The sequence below is a fragment of the Fundidesulfovibrio agrisoli genome (genome assembly GCF_022808715.1).
GTDB lineage: Bacteria > Desulfobacterota > Desulfovibrionia > Desulfovibrionales > Desulfovibrionaceae > Fundidesulfovibrio > Fundidesulfovibrio agrisoli.
This window is the reverse complement of the sequence record NZ_JAKZKX010000005.1, coordinates 173,566-189,252: the sequence shown is the minus strand read 5'-3', so window position 1 is coordinate 189,252 and position 15,687 is coordinate 173,566. Positions and strand designations below refer to the sequence as shown.

Sequence of the window (15,687 nt, the reverse complement as noted above, 5' to 3'; positions counted from 1 at the left end):
ATCAGGACAAGCCTGTATAGCCTGACACATGCGGATAATACAAGGGATTCCGCCATCCAGGGGCGGCAACCCGCACGATTGCACTCTCGGGCCGTTGCGGCTATTGTGCGGGAAAGCCAAAAGTGTATATCCTCTCCCGCCAGTCTCCACCGCGAAGACGTAAGGACCGCGCATGAAATTGAGCGACCTGGGAATCGGCACCCGACTCAGAGCCGGATTCGGGCTGATCACCCTTATCACCGCCTTGGTCGGCCTGTTCGCCATCTATCAGGCCCAAAGCCTCTCCACCCTGACCTCCGACCTCTACGACCACCCCTATACGGTCACCAACGCCATGCGCGACATCAGGGGCCACATCCGCATGGTGGAGACCATCCTGGCGGACATGGACCCGGGCGTAAGCCCGTCCAAGCTGGACCAGTTCAGCCGCCAGCTCCGGGACGCGGAAAAGAACATCCGCGAGCTGTTCCTGCTCGTCCACGAGCGGTTCCTGGGCAACCAGGCGGACATCGCCGTGGCCGAGGCCTCCTTCAATGAATGGTGCGTGCTCATCGACAAGGCCCAGGAGGCCCACAGGGACAAGCTGCCCGAAGCGACGCAACGCGAGGCGGTCCGGGCTGCCAGGGATCACACCCTCCAGCTGATCCACAAGACCCAGGCCATGATCGACTTCGCCACCAACAAGGCCGCCGAGTTCAACAAGAAGGCCGCCGAGACGGGAACCAGGGCCATATACTTCCTCGCGGCGTGCATCCTGCTGGCCTGCCTGTGCGGCATGCTGGTGGCCAGGTACATCACGGGCACCATCGTTCCGCCCCTGAAGCTCGTCACCCAGCGCTTGACGCAGATTTCGCGCGGCGACCTCGGTGAGGAGCTGACCTACCACTCCGGGGACGAGGTGGGCCAACTGGCCGACGCCTTCCGCTTCAAGCGCGGGAACCTCAACGCCAAGATCCGCCTGGCCGAATCCATCACCGCCGGTGATTTCAGCAGCGCGGACGACACCCCGGACTCAAGCGACGCCCTGGGCACGGCGCTGGTGCGGATGTCCGCGGCATTGCGCAAAGCCGCCGAGGCGTCGACGTACTCGAGCTGGGTCAAGACCGGGCGGAACAACCTGGGCGCGCTGCTGGCGGGCGAGCACGACCTGCGCGAGCTGAGCGACTCCGTGACATCTTTCCTGGCCAAATACATGGGCGCCCAGATAGGGGCGCTCTACATCCTGGCGGATGGCAGCCTCAGGCTCACGGGCAGCTACGCCTTCACCATGCGCAAGGACCTCGCCGACGGCTTCGCGCTGGGCCAGGGGCTGGTGGGCCAGGCGGCCCTGGAGCGCCAGGTCATCTCCCTGGCCAACGTGCCCGAGGGCTACATCCGCATCAACTCCGCCCTGGGCGACGCCCAGCCGCGCAACATCGTGGTGGTGCCCATCATGCACGACGGGCAGGTCAAGGGCGTGCTGGAGCTGGGCTCCCTGGAGGAGATCGCCGGCAACCGGCTCGAATTCCTGCGCGTGGCCTGCGACGCCGTGGGCGTGGCCATCAACACCGTGGAAAGCCAGGACAGGCAGCGCGCCCTGCTGGAGCAGACCCAGCTCCAGGCCGAAAAGCTCCAGATCCAGCAGGAGGAGCTGCAGGCCAGCAACGAGGAGCTGGAGCAGCAAGCCAACGCCCTGCGCAGCTCGGAAGAGGAACTTCGCCAGCAGCAGGAGGAGATGTCCGCCATCAACGACGAGCTGGCGGGCAAGAACAGCTCCCTGGAGCTGCAGCGCGCCGAGCTGGGCCTGAAGAACGTGGAGCTGGACAACATCCGCAAGGGCCTGGAGCTCAAGGCCAGCGAGCTGGAGCAGACCACCCGGTACAAGTCGGAGTTCCTGGCCAACATGTCGCACGAGCTGCGCACCCCGCTCAACAGCCTGCTGCTGCTCTCGCGCAGCCTGATGGAGAACCAGCGCGGGAACATGGAGGCCGACCAGGTGGAGTACGCCTCCATCATCCACCGCAGCGGCAACGACCTGCTGGCGCTCATCAACGAGATCCTGGACCTCTCCAAGATCGAGGCCGGGCGCATGACCATCACCCCGCAGGACATCTCCCTGGCGGAGCTGGGACAGGTCATGATGGCGGGCTTCAAACCCCTGGCGGAGGAGAAGGGACTGGCCCTGGCCCTGGAGACGGCCCCCCACCTCACCCAGGTGATCCGAACGGACCGGCAGCGCCTGGAACAAATCATACGCAACCTGCTCTCCAACGCGGTCAAATTCTGCGACACGGGCACGGTGACCCTCAGCTTCCGCAAGCCCACACCGGCCGAGTGCGCGGGCCTTGGGGGCCTGGGCCCCGAAAGGGCGCTGGCCATCTCGGTGACGGATACCGGCGTGGGCATCCCGCAGGAGAAGCAGCAGGAGATTTTCGAGGCCTTCCGCCAGCTCGAAGGCGGCACGGACAGGCGCTTCGGGGGCACGGGCCTGGGCCTGACCATCTCCCGGGAGCTGGCCAGGCTGCTGGGCGGCGAGCTCAAGCTCGTCAGCTCGCCCGGCCAGGGCTCCACCTTCACCCTGGTCATCCCTGCGCACCTCGAGATCTCCGCGCAGGAGGCGCCCCGTCTTGAAAGCGCCGCCACGGCCAGGCCCAAGGCCCCCGAGGCGCGGGCCTGTGAACCGGCGGAGCAGGCCCCCTCCCTGCCCGACGACCGCGACGCCGACCCCGGGGACGAAGCCTTCATCCTGATCGTGGAGGACGACCTGGCCTTCGCGGGCGTGCTCATGGACCAGTGCCGGGCCAAGGGCCTGCTCGTGCTGCACGCCCCCACCGGCGAGGACGGCATCGCCCTGGCGCGAACCCTGCCCGTGGGCGGCATCGTGCTGGACATCCGGCTGCCGGGCATGAACGGCTGGCAGGTGCTGGAGGAGCTCAAGCAGGACCCCTCCCTGCGCCACATCCCCGTGCACGTCATGTCCGCCGAGGAGGGCAACCTGGACGCCATGCGCAGGGGCGCGGTGGGCTTCCTGGGCAAGCCCGCCTCGCGCGAGAGCCTGGACGCGGCGCTGGAGCAGCTCGAAGGGATCATGTCCAAGAAGGTCAAGGACCTGCTGGTGGTGGAGGACAACGTGGCCTTGCGCAAGGGCGTGTGCAGCCTGCTCTCCGACGCCAGCATCCGCATCCGCGAGGTGGAGACGGGCGAACAGGCCCTGGAGGCCCTGCGCCAGCGCGACTACGACTGCATGATCCTGGATCTGGGCCTGCCGGACATGACCGGCTTCGAGCTGCTGGACCGCCTGGGGGCCAACAAGGGGGGCCACATCCCGCCCGTCATCGTCTACACCGGCCGGGAACTGACCAAGGAGGAGGAGAGCGCCCTGCGCGGCCACGCCGAATCCATCATCATCAAGGGGGTCAAGTCCGAGGAGCGGCTCATCGACGAGACCACCCTGTTCCTGCACCAGATGGTCAAGAGCATGCCGCCCAAGAAGCGCGAGCTCATCGCCACCCTCTACGACAAGGACAAGGCCCTGCGCGGCAAGACCATCCTCCTGGTGGACGACGACATGCGCAACCTCTTCGCCCTGTCCCACGTGCTCCGGGAGCACGGCCTGAACGTCCTCAAGGCGGAGGACGGGCGCAAGGCCCTGGAGACGCTCCAGTCCGGCCAGGAGGTGGACCTGGTGCTGCTCGACATCATGATGCCCGTGATGGACGGCTACGAGACCCTGGCCGCCATGAGGCAAATCCCCAGCCTGGCCGAGATGCCGGTGATCGCCCTGACCGCCAAGGCCATGCTGGAGGACAGGGAGCGCTGCATAGCGGCCGGCGCCAACGACTACCTCTCCAAGCCCGTCGACCTGGACCGCCTGCTCTCCAAGCTGCGGGTCTGGCTCTATTCGCAATAGGCCGGGCGCCCGGCGGAGACGGCCATGGAACAGCACGAACTCGAACAGCTCGAAATCGACCTCTTTCTGGAGGGGGTCTACCGGCGTTACGGGTACGACTTCCGCAACTACGCCAGGGCCTCGCTGCAGCGGCGCATGCGGGGGCTCATGGCCGCCACGGGCCACTCGAGCGTCATCGAGATGCTGCCCAAGGTCTTCTCGGACAGGGGCTTCCTGATCCGCGTGGTGGACGCCCTCTCCATCAACGTCACCGAGATGTTCCGGGACCCGCCCTTCTTCCTGGCCCTGCGCGAGAAGGTGGTGCCCTACCTCAAGACCTACCCCTTCATCAAAGTCTGGCACGCCGGGTGCGCCAGCGGGGAGGAGGTGTACTCCCTGGCCATCCTCTTCAAGGAGGAAGGCATCTACGACCGCACCACCTTCTTCGCCACGGACTTCAACGCCGGCACCCTGGAGAAGGCCAAGGCGGGCATCTATCCCCTGGACACCATGAAGAAATTCGCCGGGAACTACCTGGCCGGAGGCGGCAAGGCCGCCCTGTCGGACTATTTCCACGCCGAGTACGACAGCGTCATCGTGGACGGCTCGCTGAAGAAGAACGTGACCTTCGCCATGCACAATCTCGCCACGGACGGCGTCTTCGGGGAGATGCACCTGATCCTGTGCCGCAACGTGCTCATCTACTTCGACGCCCAGTTGCAATGCAGGGCGGCCGGGCTCTTCGACGACAGCCTCGTGCACGGCGGCATCCTGGCCCTGGGCAGCAAGGAGACCCTGCGCTTCACCGAACTGGCGGACTACTACGACATGCTCGACGAGAAGTGGCGGATCTACAGGAAAACCGGAGCCACCTACCTTGCAGCGCACTGGGGCGCGCCCACATGAGCCCGGCGCGCAGTATGCAGGCCGTGGTCATGGGGGCTTCGGCGGGGGGATGGGCCGCCTTTTCCCGCATCCTCACGGCGCTCCCGGCCGATTATGCCCTGCCCGTGGCCATCGTGCTGCACGTGCACCCCGGGCAAGGGGAGGACTTCCCCCTGCACATGGCCCCTGGGCGCCGCATCCCGGTGCGCCCCGCGCAGGACAAGGACCCCTTCCTGCCGGGCGTCGCCCACTTCGCCCCGCCGGACTACCACCTGCTCATCGAGTGGGACAAAACCCTCTCCCTCTCGGCGGACCCCAAGGTCTGCCACTCCCGGCCATCCATCGACGTGCTGTTCGAGAGCGCGGCCTCGGTCTATGGCCCGGGGCTGCTGGGCGTGCTGCTCACGGGCGCCAGCAGCGACGGCACGAACGGCATCAAGCGCATCAACGAACTCGGCGGGTTGACCGTCGTGCAGGACCCGGACACCGCCGAGCATCCGACCATGCCGCGCTCCGCCGTGACCCACGCCTCCCCCTGGCGCGTGCTCGGACTGGACGCCATAGCGCAATTGCTGCTCGACCTGGCCCCGAAGCCCCACCCTGTTTTTCCTGACCTCGAGAGTGGGGCCACACCGCCCGACAGGAGCCGCCCGTGACGCCGACGCCCAAAATCCTCATCGTGGACGACAAGCCCGAGAACCTGATCGCGCTGGAGAGCGTGCTGGCCCCCCTGGGCGCGGACATCGTCAAGGCCACCACCGGCGACGAGGCTCTGCGCCAGGCATTGCGAAACACCTTCGCCCTGGCCATCCTGGACGTGCAGATGCCCGTGATGGACGGTTTCGAGATCGCCCGCCTGCTGCGCATGGACGAGGCCTCCCGGAACACGCCCATCATCTTCCTCTCGGCGGTCTACTCCGACGACTACCATCAGTTCCTGGGCTACCGCTCCGGCGCGGTGGACTTCATCACCAAGCCCTTCAACCCGGAGTTCCTGCTGCAGAAGGTCCACGTCTTCCTGGAGATCCACAAGGGCAACGCGGCCCTCAAACAAAGCAAGGAGCAGCTCGAAGGCCTGCTGGCGGCGCAGCAGCGCACCAACACGGCCCTTCAGAAGGAGATCGCCCGGCGCATCGCCATCGAGGCCCAGCTCCAGGCCGCCAAGAGCCAAGCCGAGACGCTCAGCCGGGCCAAGAGCGAGTTCCTGGCCACCATGAGCCATGAGATCCGCACGCCCCTGAACGGCATCATGGGCATGCTCCAGCTGGCCCAGTCCATGCCCATGGAGGCCGAACTCAGGGACTACGTGGACAACGCCCTCTCCTCCAGCCGGAGCCTGCTGCGCATCCTCTCGGACATCCTGGACATCTCCAAGGTGGAGGCCGGGATGCTGGAGCTGGTGGACGAGGAGTTCGACATGGAGGAGGTCATCCGGCCCATCGTGGCCTCCTTCTGCGACGCGGCCGCCGGGAAGGGCATCCGTTACGAGGCCCGGGTGGCGCCCGGCGTTCCGGCCCGCTTGGTGGGCGACCCGAGCCGTTTGCGCCAGATACTGTTCAACCTCGTCGGAAACGCCATCAAGTTCACCACCGCCGGCCACGTTCTGCTGGACGTGTACACGCTGCCCCACTGCCCCCGGCAGGACCACGTGAACCTGCACTTCAGCGTGACGGATACGGGCATCGGCATCCCCGAGGACAAGGTGGGCCACATCTTCGGCATGTTCACCCAGGTGGAGGGCAGCTACAGCAGGCGCTTCGGAGGCACGGGCCTGGGTCTGGCCATCGTGCGGCAGTTGGTCGAGCTCATGGGCGGCACCCTGAGCATAGCCACAGAGCTGGGCCACGGCACCGAGATGCACGTCACCCTGCCCCTGTACGCCAATCCCGAACCCAGGCGCGCGGCCAAGCCCGCGGCCAGAGCCTGCTGCCCCGCCGACAAGCCGGGCAACAGGGTGCTCGTGGTGGAGGACGAGAGCATGAACCGCCTGACCGCCGTGCGCTTCCTGCAACACCTGGGCTTCGAGCCCGTGGGCGTGTCGGACGGCCATCAGGCCCTGGACATCCTGACCCAAAGCCGCTTCGACGTGGTGCTCATGGATATCCAGATGCCGGAGATGGACGGGCTGGAGGCCACCAGACGCCTGCGCAACGGCGGCACCATCAACCGCGACGTGCCGGTGGTGGCGCTCACGGCGCACGCCATGTCCGGCGACAGGGACAGGTTCCTGGCGGCGGGGATGGACGAATACCTGACCAAACCCATGGAGATGCAAGCCCTGCGGGAGGTGCTCTCCAGGCTTCTGCCCGGAACCGCCGGGAATCTGGTCCCGGCCGGGAGCCGAGGCTGAGCGGCTGGCCGCTCAGTCCCACTCGCAAAGGCAGGCGGGGCCGTCCATGACGCAGCGCACGCCGAAGGCTCTGTCCCGGCCGCCCCGTTTGGCCTCGTAGAGGGCCTTGTCGGCCGCGTCCAGCAGGTGTTGGGGCTGGGAATCCTCGCTGGGGCAGGCCGTGGCCACGCCAAGGCTCAGGGTCACGTGCCGCACGCCGTCCACTTCCGTACCGGCATGGGGTATGGCCAGCATGCGCACCCTGGCCAGCACCTCCTCGGCCAGCTCCATGGCGCCGGGGTGGTCCGTGCCGGGCAGCACCATGGCGAACTCCTCGCCGCCGAAGCGAGCCACGAAGTCCGCCGGGCGCCTGGCAGCACCCGAGAGCATCCTGGCCACCTCGCGCAGGCAGTTGTCGCCTTCCAGGTGGCCGTAGAAATCGTTGTAGGGCTTGAAGCAGTCGATATCCGCCATGACCAGCGACACGGGCCTGCCCTCCCGGGCGGCCCTGCGCCATTCGCGCTCCAGGGCGTCGTCGAGGCTTCGGCGGTTGTTGAGCCCGGTCAGGCCGTCGGCCATGGACATGCGCAAGAGCGCAAAGTTGGCCCGCTCCAGCTCCTCCTTGATGCGCGTGAGCTCCGCCACCTTCTCGCCCAGCTCCTTGCGCTGCCTGTGCAGTTCCAGGAACACCCCGACCTTGCCCAGCAGAATGTCGGGGTTGACGGGCTTGTGCAGGAAGTCCACCGCGCCGGAGGTGTAGCCCTTGAACACGTGGCCCTCGTCGTAGGCGGCGGCGGTCAGGAAGATGATGGGCAGGGCCCGGTGCTCGGGCTGGGCTCGCATCAGCCCCGCCAGTTCGTAGCCGTCCATGCCGGGCATGCGCACGTCCACGATGGCCAGGGCGAAGCTGTCCTTGAGCGCTGCGCGCAGGGCCTGCTCCCCGCCGAGAGCCTGCACGCAGGCGACGTCCAGCGAGGAAAGAACGCAGGCCAGGGCCGTCAGGTTTTCGCTCCTGTCGTCCACCAGCAGGATCTTGTCCCGCGCGTCATTCCCGACGCAATTGTTCCGGAGTGGATGCGGCGTCATGCAGAGACCAGGTGCAGGCGGGCGAAAGCGCCATCCGGCTTGCCCCCCGGACGGCTGGCGACTACTGACGCCCGATTATCCACATCTGCAATTGCACACTTTTCCGGTCTGGTAAAGATCATCACTGCCAAATTTGTAAACCGTCATGATCCCCTGCACTTGGGATCAAAGCCCGGACGGGCTCTTCTGCCCCCGCATCCTGCGCCAAAGCGTGGAACGGCTGACGCCCAGCTCCCTGGCGGCTTCGCTCACCCGCCCCCCGCAGCGCTCCAGCGCCTCCCGGACGCGCTCCTGCCCTGGGTGGCGCGGGGCGGGCGCGGCCGAAGCGGGCTCGCCCTGGCCGCACCCGGCTGGGGGGTCGTCCAGGAGGCTGCGTATCAGCGCGCCTGAGATGTCCTGCTCGCGGTGCACGGCCACCACACGGGCCATGACGTTCTGCAGCTCGCGCACGTTGCCGGGCCAGGAGTGGGCATGCAGCGCTGCCAGCGCGCCTTCCTCCAGCCTGAAGCCCTGCTGCTGCGCCCTCTGGCCCGAGGCCTGCTCCAGGAAGTGGGCGGCCAGGCCGGGGATGTCCTCCCGGCGGGCGCGCAGGGGCGGCAGGCGCAGGCGCAGCACGTTGAGGCGGTAGAAGAGGTCGTCGCGGAAGGCCCCGGCGGCCACGAGGCGGCCCAGGTCCTTGTTGGTGGCGGCCACCACGCGCACGTCCACGGGAATCACCTGGTCGCTGCCCAGGCGCATGACCTTTTTCTCCTGCAGCACGCGCAGCAGCCTGCCCTGGGTGGGCAGGTCCATCTCCGCTATCTCGTCGAGGAAGATGGTGCCACCGTGGGCCAGTTCGAACAGGCCCGGCTTGCCCTTCTGGCTGGCCCCGGTGAAAGCCCCTGGCACGTAGCCGAACAGTTCGCTCTCCAACAGCTGCCCGGGCAGGGCCGCGCAGTTCACGGCCACGAAGGGCCCGCCGCGCCGGGCGCTGGCGTTGTGGATGCCCTGGGCGAAGAGCTCCTTGCCGGTGCCGGTTTCGCCGTGGATGAGCACCGTGGCCGCGGTGCGGGCGTAGTCCGCGCCCATGGCCAGGGCCTGGCGCAGGGCCGGGCTCTCGCCCCTGATGTCCTGGAAGCGGGAGGCCGCCACGTGGCCCGAGGCCAGGATGCGCTTGCGCACCGTGGCCTCCATCTTCTGGATCTGGCGCACGTCATGGAAGGTGGCCACCGCGCCCACGGTCTCCCCGCGCACGTTGATGGCGGTGCGCGCGCACATGATCTCCTGGTCGAACACCCGCTCCACCTGCCCGGCCTGGCCCTGGCCCGTCTCCAGCAGGCGCTCCAGCCCCGAGCGCGCCCAGACCTCGCCCACGTGGCGGCCCACGGCGTCGGCCTCGGTCATGCGCAGGAGCCTGCCCGCCACGGGGTTCAGCACCGTGACCACCCCTCGCCTGTCCACGGCCAGGATGCCGTTGTCCGTGGAGGTGAGCACCGCGCGCATGAGCTGGCTCTTGGCTTTCTCCACCCCGCGCCCGTGGGCGATGCGCTTGGCCTCGCGCGCGGCGGCCAGCAGGCTCTGCGCGCCGCTCTCCACGGGCTGGCAGGGCACGCCCAGGCGCGCGGCGATGAGCGCCGTGATGTAGCCCCCCACCACGATCCCGGCCCCGTCCTGCCTGGCGCGCTGGAGCGCGGGCGCGATGTCCTCCTGGGTTTCCCAGCCGTAGACGCTCACCTCGGCCCCGAGCATGGCCCCCATCTCCCGCGCGCCGTCGGACATGGGCGGATAGGCCACCACCGCGATGCGCTCCGCCCGGGCTTTGGCCCGGTGCAGGGCGGTGAGCAGGTCCATGCTGGAGGTGGAGATGTCCACCACGGAGAGGTCCGGCAGGGCCCGCTGGATGCAGCGCGCCGTGGCCCCGCGGGAGATGACCACCTCCACCCCGGCGGCGGCCAGCTTGGAGGCGGCTTCGGCCGCGCCGTCCATGAGCCCCTCGGCCAGGCGGATGTCGTCGTGGACCCCGGCGAAGACCTGCCTGGCGTTTTCGAGCATGCCCCCGTGCAGGGCGATGAAGGCGATGGTATCCATGAGCCCCCCGTGCGACAGAACGCGACAGATTGAAACGATTTGAGACATAGCCGTTTCACACCTGCGACGCAAGCCAGCAACATGTTGAGATAATTGTACGTTATTTTTGGAACGGATTCTGCTCCTTCCCTCACGGTCATGGTTCGACGAACCGGTCCCCGTCCGCGCCGGAGTGCGCGGCGGGGCCAAACGCAAAGGAGCAGCGCATGAAACTCGACTGGAAGGCCGTACTCCCGCTGGCCATAGGGCTCGCCCTGTGGTTCGTCCCCACTCCCCAAGGCCTGCAGCCCTACGCCTGGCACTATTTCGCCCTGTTCGTGGCGGTGATCGCGGCGCTGGTCATCGAGCCCATCCCGGCGGCCGCCGCGGGGCTCATGGGCGTCACCCTGGCCGCGGCGCTGAACCTGGTGCCCGCCACGGCAGACAAGGCCCCCACCACGGCCGACGCCGTGCGCTGGGCGCTCTCCGGGTTCTCCAACGGCACGGTCTGGCTCATCTTCGTGGCTTTCATGTTCGCCATGGGCTACGAGAAAACCGGGCTCGGCAAGCGCATCGCCCTGCTTCTCATCAAGACCCTGGGCAAGAGCACCCTGGGCCTCGGGTATGCGGTCGCCCTGGCGGACCTGGCCCTGGCCCCCTTCACGCCCTCCAACACCGCGCGCAGCGGCGGCGTGATCTTCCCCATCATCAAGAACATCCCGCCGCTCTACGGCTCCACGCCCGAGAGCGGGGCCCGCAAGATCGGCGGCTACCTGATGTGGACGGCCCTGGCCACCACCTGCATCACCAGCACCATGTTCCTCACGGCCCTGGCGCCCAACCTGCTGGCCCTCTCGCTCCTGGAGAAGACCACCAAGCTCACCATCGGCTGGACCGAATGGTTCGTGCACCTGGCCCCGGCCTGCATCCTGCTCTTCGTGGCCACGCCCTTCCTGATCTACGTGATCTATCCGCCCGAGATCAAACGCAGCGAGGACGCCCCCAAGTGGGCCGGAGAGGAATTGGCCAAGATGGGCTCCATCACCGCCAAGGAGCTGACCATGGCATCCCTGGCCGTGTTCGCCCTGCTGCTGTGGATATTCGGCGGCAAGCTCTTCGACGCCACCGTGGTGGCCCTGATGGCCCTGTCGCTTATGATCCTGACCAAGGTGGTCACCTGGGACGACATCACCAGCCACAAGACCGCCTGGAACGTGCTCTGCTGGTTCGGCACCCTGGTGGCCCTGGCCGACGGCCTGGGCAAGGTGGGCTTCCTGAAGTGGTTCGCGGCGCTGGCGGCGGGGGCCATGTCCGGCTTCTCGGTCAACGCCCTGATGGTGGCCCTGGTGCTGCTGTTCTTCTTCATCCACTACATGTTCGCCAGCCTCACGGCGCACACCACGGCGCTCCTGCCCGTGATCCTGGCCACGGCCATGGGCATCCCGGGCATTCCCATGAAGACCTTCTCCATCCTGATCTGCGCGACGCTCGGGCTCATGGGCATCCTCACGCCCTACGCCACCGGCCCCAGCCCCGTGTATTACGGATGCGGCTACATCACCCGCAAGGAGTTCTGGACCCTAGGCTTCGTCTTCGGCGTCATCTTCATCGCGGCGCTGGTGGGCATCGACTTCCCCTACATGCTCATGCTCAAGGACTAGGCCGCGAAACATCCAACAGAGGCCACACACATGAACGGAAAGATCACCGTGTTCGGCGCGGGCAACGTGGGCGGAGCCGTCACCCGCAGGCTCATCGAGCGAAAGCTCTGCAAGAAGGTCGTGCTGGTGGACCGCAGCCCCGGCAAGGCCCAGGGCATCGCCCTGGACATCCTGGAGGCCAGCCCCGTGGACCTGCTGGAGCCGGTATGCGTCTCAGGGGAGGATCTGGAGCAGACCCGGAACTCCGACATCGTGGTCATCACGGCCGGGGCCACCCGCAAGGAGGGCATGACCCGCGACGACCTGCTCAAGATCAACGCGGAGATCGTGCGCGAGTGCGTGACCAAGGCGGCCATGTACAGCCCCTACGCCTTCTACATCATCGTGAGCAACCCGCTCAACGTGATGTGCCACGTGGCCATGCAGGCCGGGCAGATACCGCGCGCCCGCATCACCGGCATGGCCGGCATCCTGGACGCCAGCCGCTTCCAGTACTTCATCTCCAAGGAGATGAACGTCTCGGTGGAGAACGTGCAGGCCATGGTGCTGGGCGAGCACGGGGAGGACATGGTCCCCGTGCCCCGCTACTCCACCGTGGCGGGCATCCCCCTGCCGGAGCTCATGCCAGCCGAGAAGCTGGAGGAGCTGGTGGCCCGCACCCGCGACGGCGGGGCCGAGATCATCAGGCTGATGCACACCAGCGCCTTCTACGCCCCGGCCTCGGCCGTGACGCAGATGGTGGCCGCCGTGGTCATGGACAAGAAGAAGATACTGCCCTGCACGGCCTACCTCAGCGGCGAGTACGGCATCTCCGGGGCCTTCGTGGGCGTGCCCGTGAAGCTCGGGGCCAACGGCGTGGAGGAGATCAGGGAGATCGAGCTCACCGATGAGGAGCGCGCGGCCCTGACCCGCAGCGCGGAGAAGATCAAGGCTCAGCTGGCCACCATCGGCCTCACCTGCTGAGCCCGCGGCATTGAACGCGCCGCCGACGGCGTACAGACGACACAAGGAGCTTGCGAATGGACAAGCAAGAGGCCAAACGGTCCCTGACGGAGATCATGGCCAAGTTCACGGGATACGTGGGCAAGCGCCTGCCCCAGGACGTGCTGGACAAGCTGGCGCAGCTGCGCGAAGGCGAGGACAGCCCCCTGGCGCGCGTGGTCTACGACTCCATGTTCGAGAACCAGGAGGCCGCCGACAAGCTCGACCGCCCATGCTGCCAGGATACCGGCGTGATCGAGTACTTCGTGACCGCCGGGGCGGGCTTCCCCCTGCTGGGCGAGCTGCGGGAGATCCTGGGCGAGGCGGTGCGCCGGGCCACCAAGGACGCCCCCCTGCGCCACAACGCGGTGGAGACCTTCGTGGAGAAGAACACCGGCGACAACACCGGCACCCGCGTGCCCTGGATCGAGTGGGACATCGTCCCGGGCGATTGCGTCACCATCGAGGTGTACATGGCGGGCGGCGGCTGCAGCCTGCCCGGCGCGGCCAAGGTGCTCATGCCTTCGGCCGGGTACGAGGGCGTGGTGCAGTTCGTGTTCGACGTCATCACCTCCTACGGGGTGAACGCCTGCCCGCCCCTGCTGGTGGGCGTGGGCGTCTCCACCTCCGTGGAGACGGCGGCCATGCTCTCCAAGAAGGCCATCCTGCGCCCCATCGGCACCCGCAACCCCAACCCCCAGGCGGCCGAGATGGAGCTGCTGCTGGAAAAGGGCCTCAACGAGGTGGGCCTCGGCCCCCAGGGCCTCTCCGGCAAGTCCTCGGTGCTGGGCGTGCACATCGAGAATTCGGCCAGGCACCCCTCCACCATCGGCGTGGGCGTGTCCGTGGGCTGCTGGGCCCACCGGCGGGGCACCATCCGCATCGCCCCGGACCTGTCCTACGAAATCCTCTCGCACAAGGAGGCCGTGCTGTGAAAAAGATCCTCAACACGCCCATCGTAAGCGAGGACATCGCCTCGCTGCGCGTGGGGGACGTGGTCTTCCTGAACGGCCACATAGTCACCTGCCGCGACGTGGGCCACCGCCGCCTCATCGAGCTGGGCCGGGAGCTGCCCGTGGACCTCGAGGGCCTGGCCATCTTCCACGCCGGGCCCATCGTGGTGAAGGACGGCGACGGCTGGAAGATGATCTCCATCGGCCCCACCACCAGCATGCGCATGGAGCGCTTCGAGGACGAGTTCATCGAGCGCACCGGGGTCAAGCTCATCGTGGGCAAGGGCGGCATGGGCCCCAGGACCGCCGAGGCCTGCAAGAAGCACAAGGCCCTGCACGCCGTGTTCCCCGGCGGCTGCGCCGTGCTGGCCGCCACCGAGGTGGAGGAGATCGAACGCGTGGAATGGGAGGACCTGGGCATGCCCGAGGCCCTCTGGGTTTGCCGCGTGAAGGAGTTCGGCCCCCTGATCATCTCCATCGACACCGAAGGCAACAACCTCTTCGAGGAGAACAAGGCCCGCTACAACGAGAGCAAGGGCCCCATCATCGAAGAGATCAACCGCCAGGTCCGCTTCATCAAATAGCCTTGCCCCACGCCCCGGGCGCGGCCCCCCCGAGGGGGCCCCCCCCCGCGTGCGCCACCCCACCGCCGGCACAAACCACCACCCGCGGCCCCCCCCCGGGCGGGGGGGCCCCGGGGGCCCCCCCCCCGCCCGGGATGCGCCATCCCTCGGCCTTCACATATCCACCCGAAAAACTTCGGTCTTCGCGCTACGCATGCTTGCCTATCGATTCCCATTGGATCATAGATAAGGCGGATAGCACGCACAACCGGAGGCAGCCCATGACGCGCGTTCTCGCCCTGGCCCTTGCGGCCCTGACGCTGCTCGCCGCCCCCGCCGCGGCGGGGGACACCTTCGAGATGATCAAGAAACGGGGCGAACTGCGCTGCGGCGTGAGCAACGCCCTGCCGGGCCTCTCCCAGCCGGGCGCCGACGGGGTCTGGCGCGGCCTGGAGATAGACTTCAGCCGGGCCGTGGCCGCCGCAGTGCTGGGCGACCCCGCCAAGGTCAGCTTCCTTCCCCTGGAGACCGCCGGCCGCTTCCCCGCCCTGCTGGCCAAGCAGGTGGACCTGCTGGGCCGGAACACCAGTTGGACGATCGGCCGCGAGGCCCAACTGAAGGTGAGCTTCGCCGGGCCACTGCTGTACACGGCCCAGCGCTTCATGGTGCGCACCGCCGACGGCATCCGCGACGCCAAGGGCCTCGACGGGGCCAGCCTGTGCATCGTCAAGGGCACCACCCACGCCCAGGATCTTGAGGACTTCTCCGCGGCCAACGGAATCCGCATGACGCCGCTGTACTGCAACAGCGCGGAGCAGGCCCGGGACGTCTTCCTGGCAGGGCAGTGCAAGGCCCTGACCGCGGACGGCGTCGTGCTGGCGGGGTTCCTCTCCTCGCTTGGCCCCGGGGCGGCGGAATACGCCGTGCTGCGCGATGCGAACAACTACGAGATAATCGCTCCCGTGGTGCGCTCGGACGACGCCGAGTGGCTGCTGGCCGTGCGCAGCGTGCTGGCGGCCCTGGTGCACGCCGAGGAATGCGGGCTGACCCGCGACGGCGCTGCGAAGGCCCTCGCGGATGGCGGGCAAAGCCTCGGCGATGGGGCCGCCCGGCGCACGCTGGGCGACGCGGACGCCATTGCCAAGGCCCTGGGCCTCGCGCCGGGCTGGATGCTCAGGGCCGTGGCCGCGTCGGGGAATTACGGCGAGATGTTCGAGAGCAACCTGGGCTCCGCGAGCCCCCTGCGGCTCGACAGGGGCCGCAACCGCCTCTGGTCCGACGGCGGCCTGATGTACGCCCCCCCCTTCTGAACACG

At 67.8% G+C, this 15,687-nt stretch carries 11 protein-coding genes; 9 read left to right on the top strand and 2 right to left on the bottom strand.

Annotated elements, in window-relative coordinates; genetic code table 11:
- Positions 1–172: 172 nt before the first annotated feature.
- The 4 genes from MLE27_RS05860 to MLE27_RS18120 are packed head-to-tail and all read left to right on the top strand — an operon-like array spanning position 173 to position 7,103.
- Positions 173–3,889, top strand: coding sequence for a response regulator (locus MLE27_RS05860; protein WP_243311053.1), 3,717 nt, complete (start codon positions 173–175; stop codon positions 3,887–3,889).
- A 24-nt stretch (positions 3,890–3,913) separates the two neighbouring features.
- The gene (locus MLE27_RS05855; RefSeq protein WP_243311052.1) at positions 3,914–4,774 is read left to right on the top strand and encodes a CheR family methyltransferase; all 861 of its coding nucleotides are present in this window, start codon (positions 3,914–3,916) and stop codon (positions 4,772–4,774) included.
- Positions 4,771–5,409, top strand: a complete 639-nt coding sequence (locus tag MLE27_RS05850; protein ID WP_243311045.1) for a chemotaxis protein CheB — start codon at positions 4,771–4,773, stop codon at positions 5,407–5,409. Before MLE27_RS05855 ends, MLE27_RS05850 begins: the two co-directional genes overlap by 4 nt.
- Positions 5,406–7,103, top strand: coding sequence for a response regulator (locus MLE27_RS18120; protein ID WP_243311044.1), 1,698 nt, complete (start codon positions 5,406–5,408; stop codon positions 7,101–7,103). The genes MLE27_RS05850 and MLE27_RS18120 overlap by 4 nt, the downstream gene beginning before the upstream one ends.
- A 12-nt stretch (positions 7,104–7,115) precedes the next feature.
- Here the strand turns inward: MLE27_RS18120 and MLE27_RS05840 are convergent, their stop codons facing one another.
- Positions 7,116–8,105 (bottom strand): GGDEF domain-containing response regulator, encoded by a 990-nt coding sequence (locus tag MLE27_RS05840; RefSeq protein WP_243311043.1) that lies wholly within the window; start codon positions 8,103–8,105, stop codon positions 7,116–7,118.
- A 228-nt stretch (positions 8,106–8,333) separates the two neighbouring features.
- Entirely contained in the window at positions 8,334–10,235 is a 1,902-nt protein-coding gene (locus tag MLE27_RS05835; RefSeq protein ID WP_243311037.1) for a sigma 54-interacting transcriptional regulator, read from the bottom strand.
- A 206-nt stretch (positions 10,236–10,441) separates the two neighbouring features.
- Between MLE27_RS05835 and MLE27_RS05830 the strand changes: the two genes are divergently transcribed.
- The 5 genes from MLE27_RS05830 (at position 10,442) to MLE27_RS05810 (ending at position 15,682) form a co-directional block, all read left to right on the top strand.
- Positions 10,442–11,875: an anion permease gene (locus tag MLE27_RS05830; protein ID WP_243311035.1), complete on the top strand. Its 1,434-nt coding sequence runs from the start codon at positions 10,442–10,444 to the stop codon at positions 11,873–11,875.
- A gap of 30 nt (positions 11,876–11,905) precedes the next feature.
- A complete protein-coding gene (gene mdh / locus MLE27_RS05825) occupies positions 11,906–12,838 on the top strand; it encodes a malate dehydrogenase (RefSeq protein ID WP_243311033.1) in 933 nt (310 codons plus the stop codon).
- A gap of 56 nt (positions 12,839–12,894) precedes the next feature.
- Positions 12,895–13,791 (top strand): L(+)-tartrate dehydratase subunit alpha, encoded by an 897-nt coding sequence (ttdA, locus tag MLE27_RS05820; RefSeq protein ID WP_243311031.1) that lies wholly within the window; start codon positions 12,895–12,897, stop codon positions 13,789–13,791.
- Entirely contained in the window at positions 13,788–14,393 is a 606-nt protein-coding gene (ttdB, locus tag MLE27_RS05815; protein ID WP_243311029.1) for a L(+)-tartrate dehydratase subunit beta, read from the top strand. The genes ttdA and ttdB overlap by 4 nt, the downstream gene beginning before the upstream one ends.
- Positions 14,394–14,653: 260 nt before the next feature.
- Positions 14,654–15,682, top strand: a complete 1,029-nt coding sequence (locus tag MLE27_RS05810) for a transporter substrate-binding domain-containing protein (protein ID WP_243311028.1) — start codon at positions 14,654–14,656, stop codon at positions 15,680–15,682.
- The last annotated feature ends 5 nt before the right edge of the window (positions 15,683–15,687 follow it).

What these genes read in the sequence shown, in the direction of transcription:
- MLE27_RS05860 (WP_243311053.1), top strand. Translation starts at nt 173, where the DNA reads ATGAAATTGAGCGACCTGGGAATCGGCACCCGACTCAGAGCCGGATTC.
- MLE27_RS05855 (WP_243311052.1), top strand. Translation starts at nt 3,914, where the DNA reads ATGGAACAGCACGAACTCGAACAGCTCGAAATCGACCTCTTTCTGGAG.
- MLE27_RS05850 (WP_243311045.1), top strand. Translation starts at nt 4,771, where the DNA reads ATGAGCCCGGCGCGCAGTATGCAGGCCGTGGTCATGGGGGCTTCGGCG.
- MLE27_RS05835 (WP_243311037.1), bottom strand. Translation starts at nt 10,235, where the DNA reads ATGGATACCATCGCCTTCATCGCCCTGCACGGGGGCATGCTCGAAAAC.
- MLE27_RS05830 (WP_243311035.1), top strand. Translation starts at nt 10,442, where the DNA reads ATGAAACTCGACTGGAAGGCCGTACTCCCGCTGGCCATAGGGCTCGCC.
- mdh (WP_243311033.1), top strand. Translation starts at nt 11,906, where the DNA reads ATGAACGGAAAGATCACCGTGTTCGGCGCGGGCAACGTGGGCGGAGCC.
- ttdA (WP_243311031.1), top strand. Translation starts at nt 12,895, where the DNA reads ATGGACAAGCAAGAGGCCAAACGGTCCCTGACGGAGATCATGGCCAAG.
- MLE27_RS05810 (WP_243311028.1), top strand. Translation starts at nt 14,654, where the DNA reads ATGACGCGCGTTCTCGCCCTGGCCCTTGCGGCCCTGACGCTGCTCGCC.